This window comes from Schumannella sp. 10F1B-5-1, assembly GCF_006517535.1.
Classification (GTDB): Bacteria; Actinomycetota; Actinomycetes; order Actinomycetales; family Microbacteriaceae; genus Schumannella.
The window spans coordinates 286,738-295,471 of the sequence record NZ_VHQH01000039.1; the positions used below are offsets into that span (position 1 = coordinate 286,738).

General features: G+C 71.0%; 5 protein-coding genes. 3 read left to right on the top strand and 2 right to left on the bottom strand.

Features of this window, described 5'->3' with window-relative positions; translation table 11 throughout:
- Positions 1-5: 5 nt before the first annotated feature.
- Complete coding sequence (locus FJ658_RS12110) at positions 6-701, bottom strand: lysoplasmalogenase family protein (protein WP_141145632.1); 696 nt, start codon at positions 699-701, stop codon at positions 6-8.
- Between the two features lie 114 nt (positions 702-815).
- Positions 816-2,549 (bottom strand): NAD+ synthase, encoded by a 1,734-nt coding sequence (locus tag FJ658_RS12115; protein ID WP_141145633.1) that lies wholly within the window; start codon positions 2,547-2,549, stop codon positions 816-818.
- A 35-nt stretch (positions 2,550-2,584) separates the two neighbouring features.
- Between FJ658_RS12115 and FJ658_RS12120 the strand changes: the two genes are divergently transcribed.
- The 3 genes from FJ658_RS12120 to FJ658_RS12130 all read left to right on the top strand — a co-directional run.
- Positions 2,585-3,922, top strand: coding sequence for a glutamine synthetase family protein (locus FJ658_RS12120; protein WP_141145634.1), 1,338 nt, complete (start codon positions 2,585-2,587; stop codon positions 3,920-3,922).
- A 48-nt stretch (positions 3,923-3,970) separates the two neighbouring features.
- A complete protein-coding gene (locus FJ658_RS12125) occupies positions 3,971-6,922 on the top strand; it encodes a bifunctional [glutamine synthetase] adenylyltransferase/[glutamine synthetase]-adenylyl-L-tyrosine phosphorylase (protein WP_141145635.1) in 2,952 nt (983 codons plus the stop codon).
- A 415-nt stretch (positions 6,923-7,337) separates the two neighbouring features.
- A partial coding sequence (locus FJ658_RS12130) for a glycosyltransferase family 2 protein (RefSeq protein WP_181408440.1) occupies positions 7,338-8,734 on the top strand: 1,397 nt, incomplete at its 3' end.

Sequence of the window (8,734 nt, forward strand, 5' to 3'; positions counted from 1 at the left end):
CGAGCCTAACCCGCCGCGCCCGCCGCCTCCCGACCGTGCGGGGCGGTGACGCGCATCCCGAGCCGGCCCTCGTGGCGCAGCGTCGCCGCGACCAGCAGCGCCTGGGCGAGCAGGTAGAGCGCCATGATCACGGTGTCGCTCACCGGATCCTTCAGCAGCCCCGGCACGAACAGCCGGCCCGCGAGCAGCGAGTCGGAGGCGACGAAGGCCGCGCCGCCGAGGGCGAGCACGACCGAGCCGCGCGTCGCCACCGCGGCCATGCCACCGAGCGCCAGGCCGTACACCGCGACCGGCACGAGCAGGGCGCCGAGGTAGGGCGCGAGCACGACGAGGAGCCCGATCCACCAGACCGGATAGGCGAGCGCCCACCATGAGAGCCGGTGCCGGTACGAGGTGAACAGCATGCCGAGATAGGCCAGGTGGGCGAGCAGGAAGCAGCCGAGGCCGATCAGCAGCCAGTGGATGGTGACATCGCCGAGCCAGGAGAACAGCACGCCGAGCAGCAGCAGGATGAGCGGCAGCACGCGCCCGCGCCGTCCGAGCGCCACGATCGGGATCGCGAGCGCCGGCATGAGCAGGGGCTTCGTGGCGGAGTCGAGCAGGGTCAGCTCGGGCATCTTGCTGATGAGGTGCAGGGCCGCGATCAGCAGGAACGGCAGCCACCACACGATGACGCTGCGCAGGGTCGGCCGTTCGATCATCCCGAGAAGATATCGCGTCTCGGGGAACGATCGGTCCACCCCGACGGGATCTCGCGCGACGCGACGGCGTCCGCCGACGCGGAACGCCCGCCCGACCCGTCGGCCGGGCGACGCTCAGCGCGTGGGTCGGTAGGTGATCGGCAGCCGCCGGTCGCGCCCGAACGCCATGCCCGAGATCTTCGGCCCGATCGCGCCCTGACGGCGCTTCCACTCGGAGCGGTCGACGAGCTTCGTCACGAAGTCGACCGTCTCCGGGTCGTAGCCGGCCTCCACGAGCTCCTCGCGGCCCTGCCGCTGCGTCACGTAGCGCTCGAGCATCTCGTCGAGCAGCTCGTAGGGCGGCAGCGTGTCCTGGTCGACCTGGTCGGGGCGCAGCTCGGCGCTCGGCGGCTTCTCGATCGAGGCGATCGGAATGGGCGCCGTCTCGCCGCGCGACTCGGCGAAGGCATTGCGCCAGCGCGCCAGCTCCCACACCAGGGTCTTCGGAACGTCCTTGATCGGCGCGAAGCCGCCCGCGGCATCCCCGTAGATCGTCGAGTAGCCGACCGACACCTCGGTCTTGTTGCCGTTGGTCAGCGCCAGATGGCCGTGGCTGTTCGAGGCGGCCATCCAGATCATGCCCCGGATGCGCGCCTGCAGGTTCTCGGCGGCGACGCCCTCGAGGTGCAGCTGCTCTTCGATCGGCGTGACGAGGTCGGCGATCGGCTCGACCGAGTAGTGCAGTCCGATGCGCTCGGCGAGCTCGGCGGCGTCGTCCTTCGAGCCGTCGGAGCTGTAGCGGCTCGGCATCGAGATGCCGTAGACGCGGTCGGCGCCGATCGCGTCGGCCGCCAGCGCAGCGACGACGCTCGAGTCGATGCCGCCCGAGAGGCCGAGCACGACGCTCGGGAAGCCGTTCTTCTCGACGTAGGCGCGCAGTCCGAGGACGAGGGCGTTCCAGATCTGCTCGCGGTCGTCGGGCAGCTCGGCCACGTCGCGGGCGAGCTCCGGCCGCTCGTCGACGACCGGCAGGTCGAGCGCGACGCGGCGCACCGCATCCGGAAGCGCCGCATCGGTCGCGGCCTCGGGATCGACGTCGACGACGAGCAGGTGCTCGCGGAACTGCGGCGCCCGGGCGAGGATCTCGCCGGCCTCGTCGACCACGACGCTGTCGCCGTCGAACACCAGATCGTCCTGCCCGCCGACGATGTTGACGTAGGCGACGATCGTGTCCGTCTCGACGGCGCGGCGGGTGACGAGCGGCAGGCGCACCTCGTCTTTGTCGCGCTCGAACGGCGAGGCGTTGATCACGAGCAGCAGACCCGCGTCGGCGCTGAGCACCCGGCCGACCGGGCCGCCGTCGCGCCACAGGTCCTCGCAGACGATGAGGGCCACATCCACGCCCTTGAGACGCAGCACGAGCAGCTCGTCGCCGGGGATGAACACGCGGTACTCATCGAACACCGAGTAGTTCGGTAGGTGATGCTTGGCATAGCGCGCGACGACCTGCCCGCGGTGCAGCACGCTGGCGCAGTTCTGCGCGATCGCGGTGGGCGCGTTCGAGGTGCCGAGCAGGCGGGGGGAGTGCGGGCCATCGGGATGCCCGACCACGACGACGAGGTCGCCGAGGCCCTCCTCGGCCAGTCGTGCGGCCAGTCGCACGACCGCCTCGCCGCTCGCGCGGAGGAATCCGGGCTGCGCGGCCAGGTCCTCGATCGGGTAGCCGGAGAGCGCCATCTCGCCCGCGGCGAGCACGTCGGCGCCCTGCGCGGCGGCGTCGCGGGCGGCGGCGAGGATCTGCTCGGCGTTGCCGGCGAGGTCTCCCACCACGGGATCGGTCTGGGCGAGTGCCAGTCGGAGGCGGGGCATGCCGCTAGCCTAATGAGAGACCAGAAAGGGCCTGCATGGACAAGCAGCGTGACTTCGTTCTCCGCACCATCGAGGAGCGCGGTGTCAAGTTCGTGAGGCTGTGGTTCACCGATGTGGTGGGCACCCTCAAATCGGTCGCTCTCGCCCCCGCCGAGGTGGAGGGCGCGTTCACGGAGGGCGTCGGCTTCGACGGCTCCGCGATCGAGGGCCTGACCCGCACGTCGGAGGCCGACGTGCTCGCGATCCCCGACCCGACGACGTTCCAGATCCTGCCCTGGCGCGGCGACGTCGATCCGACAGCGCGCATGTTCTGCGACATCACGACGCCCGACGGGCAGCCGGCCGTCGCCGACCCGCGCAACGTGCTCAAGCGCGCGCTCGCGAGCGCCGCGGATGCGGGCTTCACCTTCTACACGCATCCCGAGATCGAGTTCTACCTGCTGAAGTCGTCGAAACTCGAGAACGGACGGCCGGTTCCGGTCGACTCGGCGGGCTACTTCGACAACGTGCCCGGCGGTACCGCCCACGACTTCCGTCGTCGCAGCGTGCGGATGCTGGAGGACCTCGGCATCTCGGTCGAGTTCAGCCACCACGAGGCGGGCCCCGGCCAGAACGAGATCGACCTGCGGTACGCGGATGCGCTCACCACGGCCGACAACATCATGACCTTCCGCACGGTCATCAAGGAGGTCGCGATCGAGCAGGGCTGCTACGCGACCTTCATGCCGAAGCCGTTCTCAGGCAAGCCTGGTTCGGGCATGCACACCCACGTGTCGCTGTTCGAGGGCGACTCGAACGCCTTCTACGACGCCTCGGGCGAGTACCAGCTCTCGCGCATCGGCCGTCAGTTCGTGGCGGGTCTGCTGACCCACGCTCCGGAGTTCACGGCGATCACGAACCAGTTCATCAACTCGTACAAGCGCCTCTGGGGCGGTGACGAGGCCCCGAGCTACATCACTTGGGGTCACAACAACCGCTCGGCCCTCGTGCGGGTGCCGCTCTACAAGCCCGGCAAGGGCCAGAGCGCGCGCGTCGAGTACCGCGGCATCGATTCGGCGGCGAACCCCTACCTGGCCTACGCGCTCATGCTCTCGGCCGGCCTCAAGGGCATCAAGGAGGGCTACGAGCTGCCGCCCGAGGCCGACGGCGACGTCTGGAACATGAGCGACGGCGAGCGTCGCGCCCTCGGCTACGCTCCGCTGCCGGCGAGCCTCGACCGCGCGCTGCGCCTCATGGAGGAGAGCGAGCTGGTCGCCGAGACGCTCGGCGAGCACGTCTTCAACTACGTGCTGGCCAACAAGCGCCGCGACGTCGCCGACTACCGCGCCCAGGTCACGCCCTACGAGCTCGAGAGCAACCTCGAGATCCTCTGAGCCCGGCTCTCCGGGCTCCCGCACCTGCCATACCGGAGTTCTCGCACCATGACCCGCACGGCGCCGACGCTGTCCGAGCTGGCGCGACTCGGCTTCTCGGAGCTGAGCGCCGCCGGCGCGGCCGTCGTCGAGCTGCCCGAGGACCTGCTGCCGCTGTTCGCCGCGGCGGCGGACCCCGACCTCGCGCTGCGGTCGCTGGTACGGCTGCAGGAGAAGGCTCCGGATGCGGTGGCCGGCGTCGTCGCCGACCCCGACGCCGCCGAGCGGCTCATGCGGGTGGTCGGCGCCTCTGAAGGGCTGGCGGAGTTCCTGCTGCGTCGCCCGGCGGCGCTGGATGCGCTGCTCGACCCGCTGCGCCGCCCCCTCGACAGCGCGGCGGCACGGGAGCTGATGCTCACGGCCGTCGGCGACGCCGGCGGCGAGGATGCCTGGGTTCCCCTGCGCGTCGCCTATCGCCGCGAGCTGACGCGTCTCGCCGCGTGGGATCTGGGCTCCGCTGACCCGGTCGCCGTGCTCGACCGGGTCGCCGCCGGCCTCGCCGACCTGGCGGGCGCGGCGCTCGACGTGGCGATCGACATCGCCCGACGCGGCAGCCGCTTCCCGGCCGAGCACATCGCCGCCACCCGCTTCACGGTGATCGGCATGGGCAAGACCGGCGCGCGCGAGCTCAACTACCTGAGCGACGTCGATGTCATCTACGTCGCCGAGGCCGCGCGCGACGACGACGGGGAGCCGGTCATCGGCGACGACCGTGCGGTCGAGATCGCGACCCGCCTCGCGATCGACACGCAGAAGGCGATCGCCGAGCTGGCCGTCGAGCCCGCCCTCTGGGAGGTGGATGCGAACCTCCGGCCCGAGGGCAAAGACGGCGCACTCGTGCGCACCCTCGACTCGCACCGCGCCTACTACGACCGCTGGGCCCAGAACTGGGAGTTCCAGGCGCTGCTGAAGGCGCGGCCGATCGCCGGCGACGCGGAGCTGGGGGAGCGCTACGTCGAGCGCATCTGGCCGCTGGTCTGGACGAGCGCCGGGCGCGACGGCTTCGTCGAGTCGGCGCAGCGGATGCGCGAGCGGGTGACCGAGCACATCCCCGCCGACGAGGTCGACGTGCAGCTCAAACTCGGCCCCGGCGGCCTGCGCGACGTCGAGTTCACGATCCAGCTGCTGCAGCTCGTGCACGGTCACCACGACGAGGGCGTGCGCCGCCGCTCCACGCTCGACGCCCTCGACGCCCTCGCGCAGAACGGCTACGTCGGCCGGGTCGAGGCCGCGGAGTTCTCGCGCGACTACCGGATGCTGCGGGTGCTCGAGCACCGCATCCAGCTGAGTCGTCTTCGCCGCACGCACCTCATGCCGCGCGAACCCGAGGCCCTGCGGGCGCTGGCCCGCGCCAGCGGTCTCGCCGCCTCGGGTGACGCGCTCGTCGAGGCCTGGCAGCGGGTCAAGCTCGAGGTGCGCGGCCTGCACGAGCGGCTGTTCTACCGGCCGCTGCTGTCGGCGGTGGCCTCCCTGCCCGACGAGGACTTCCAGCTCACGAGCGCACAGGCGGAGGCGCGGCTCAGCGCCGCCGGGTTCCGCGACGCCCGCGGCGCGCTGCACCACATCGCCGCCCTCACCTCGGGCGTCTCGCGTCGCGCGGCGATCCAGCGGACACTGCTTCCGGTCATGCTGCAGTGGTTCGCCGACGGCGCCGACCCCGACTACGGCTTGCTCGCCTTCCGCCGCCTCAGCGACGACCTCGGCGAGGCCTACTGGTTCCTGCGCATGCTGCGCGACTCGGCCGGCGGCGCGCGCCGCCTGACCGACGTGCTGTCGAGCTCGCGCTTCGTGGGCGTGCTGTTCGAGCGCTTCCCCGAGGCGGCGGCCTGGCTCGAGAACGACAGCGAGCTGCGCCCGCGGCCGCTCGCCCAGCTGGCCGAGGAGACGGCGGCGACGCTGGCGCGCCACGCCGGCGACGTGGATGCGGCCGCTCTCGCCCTGCGCACGGCCCGGCGCCGTGAGGTGCTGCGCCTCGCCCTCGCGGGGATCGTCGGCGTCATCACGGTCGAGGAGCTGGGGCACAGTCTCAGCGACGTCACCGAGAACCTGCTCGAGGGCATCCTCACGCTCGCCCGCCGCGACACCGAGGGCCTGGAGTTCGGCATCATCGCCTTCGGCCGCTTCGGCGGGCGCGAGCTCGGCTTCGGCAGCGACGCCGACATCGTCTACGTGCACCGGCCGACCACCGCCGAGCCGGCGGAGGCGCAGAAGCAGGCCGAGCGCATCGTGCGCGAGCTCGTGCGTCTCACCGAAGACCTGCGTCTGCCGCTCGAGCTCGACACCGGGCTGCGGCCCGAGGGCAAGAACGGCGCCGTCGTGCGTTCGCTCGACTCGTACCGCTCGTACTACGCGCGCTGGTCGCTGACCTGGGAGGCGCAGGCGCTGCTGCGCGCCCGCGGCACCGCCGGCGATCCCGACCTGCTGCGGGCCTTCGAGCACATGGCCGACGACATCCGCTACCCCGCCTCGATCGCCGAGAAGGACGTGCGCGAGGTCAAGCGCATCAAGGCCCGGGTCGAGTCGGAGCGACTGCCGCGCGGCGCCGACCCCTCGCGGCACCTCAAGCTCGGCCGCGGCTCGCTCAGCGACGTCGAATGGCTCGTGCAGCTGCTGCAGTTGCAGCACGCGAACGCGAACCCGTCGATGCGCACGACGTCGACGCTCGAGGCGCTCGACGCGGCGGTCGCCGCCGGCTTCGTCACGAGCGAGGATGCGGGCAGGCTGCGCGAGGCGTGGATCCTCGCCTCCCGCGCGCGCTCGGCCATGACGCTCTGGACGGCGAAGACGGCCGACGTGCTGCCGACCGACCGCCAGCAGCTCGAGGGCGTGGCGCGGCTGCTCGAGTACCCGGCCGGGGGAGCGAGCGCGCTCGACGAGGACTACCTGCGCACCACCCGCCTCGCGCGCCAGGTGTTCGAGACGCTCTTCTACGGGCCTCGCCTGTCGTCGACGCAGCGCTGATCGGCCTCACCCCGAGCGCCTGAGCTTAATTTTCTTTCACGAGTTTCGACGCGAGATCGCCGTCCCCCGAACGAGGGTGCGTGTACCCCGGCGGACGTGACGTCGCCGCGCCCGCGTCGGAGAGCGCGACGCGGAGCGCCGTCGTCCTCGCGATGACCAGGTCGCTCTGACCGGGGTTTTTCCCGGACCGGTCCGCCGTCGTGTCGGCGCAAGAGGGGACGCGCTCCGCCGTGTCCCGCATTCGTCCGACCTGTCTGCCCCCGCGCATCCCGAACCGTCGTCGACGGCACGAGGGGTGACGATGGGGTGGTCTTGCGCCCCCCGAGCGAGGGGGTTCATGATGACGGCACCTGCAGCACCGTCCAGGTCCCCGACGTCGCGGACACCCCATCCCGTCTCATGAAAGCGGGGTCCTGTGTTCATCTTCATCCTGCAGCTCCGGCACCTCATCGAGGGCCACCCGGCGATCTACCTCTTCGCCGTCTACTCGGCGCTCATCTGGCTCCTCTGGATCATCAAGACCGTGCTGTCGACGCGCTACCGGCCCTTCACCGGCCGCTTCGATGGCACCACGAGCGTCGTCGTGCCGGTCGTCGACGAACCGCTCGACCTGTTCCGCGACGTGCTCGGCCGCATGGTCGAGCAGAAGCCCGGCGAGATCATCGTCGTGATCAACGGCGCCGAGAACCCGGGCCTCGTCGAGGTGTGCGAGGAGTTCGCGCCGCCGGTCAGCTGGGTGCACACGCCCATCCCCGGCAAGCGCAACGCCGTCAAGATCGGCACCGAGCTGTCGCGCGGCGAGATCACGGTGCTCGTCGACTCCGACACCGTCTGGACCGAGAACACGCTCAGCGAGCTCGTGAAGCCCTTCGCCGACAGCCGCGTCGGGGGAGTGACGACCCGCCAGCGCATCCTCGACCCGAAGCGCAGCTGGATCACCCGCTGGGCCGACTGGCTCGAGAACAGCCGGGCGCTCTACTCGATGCCGGCGCAGAGCGTGCTCGGCCAGGTCGGCTGCCTGCCGGGTCGCACGATCGCCTTCCGGCGCTCGATCCTGACGCGGGTCATGCACGACTTCATGACCCAGAAGTTCATGGGCGTGTTCCTCGAGGTCAGCGACGACCGCACCCTCACCAACCTCACGCTCAAGGCCGGCTACCGCACCGTGTACCAGTACACGAGCCTCGTCTACACGGATGCGCCGCTGCAGCTGAAGAAGCTCTTCAAGCAGCAGCTGCGCTGGGCTCGCGGCAGCCAGTACAACACCCTGCGCATGCTGCCCTGGATGCTGGGCCACGCCCCGGTGCTCGCGCTCTTCTTCGTGATGGACATCATCCTGCCGTTCCTGCTCTACGGCGTGATCCTGGGCTGGATCTGGCGCTCGATCACCGGTCAGGGCTACGACTTCTACCGCGCGATCCTCGACGAGTACGGGCTCTCGACCGGGCTCATCTGGGTGCTCGGCCTCATGGTCGTCTCGTCGGTGCTGAGCATGGGCATCCGGCAGCTGCGTCATCTCGCCGAGAAGCCCAGCGACTTCTTCCGGCTGCCGCTCTTCATCATCGTGTCGACGCTGTTCCTCATGCCCGTGCGGCTGCTCGGCTTCGTGCGCATGGCCCACGCCAGCGGCTGGGGCACCCGCGCCGGCGCCTACTCGGGCGGCGCCGACGATGCGCCGATCAGCGGCACCGCGACCGTGGATGCGGTGGAACCCTCTGCGGTCACCCGACGCGCCGAGGGGCCGATCGCTCCCGGTGGCGGGGCGGTCATGACCGCGACGCTACCACTCACGGTCGCCCGGCCGATCACCGC

Excerpts from the sequence above, each read along its gene's own strand:
- FJ658_RS12115 (WP_141145633.1), bottom strand. The coding sequence starts at position 2,549 with ATGCCCCGCCTCCGACTGGCACTCGCCCAGACCGATCCCGTGGTGGGA.
- FJ658_RS12125 (WP_141145635.1), top strand. The coding sequence starts at position 3,971 with ATGACCCGCACGGCGCCGACGCTGTCCGAGCTGGCGCGACTCGGCTTC.
- FJ658_RS12120 (WP_141145634.1), top strand. The coding sequence starts at position 2,585 with ATGGACAAGCAGCGTGACTTCGTTCTCCGCACCATCGAGGAGCGCGGT.
- FJ658_RS12110 (WP_141145632.1), bottom strand. The coding sequence starts at position 701 with ATGATCGAACGGCCGACCCTGCGCAGCGTCATCGTGTGGTGGCTGCCG.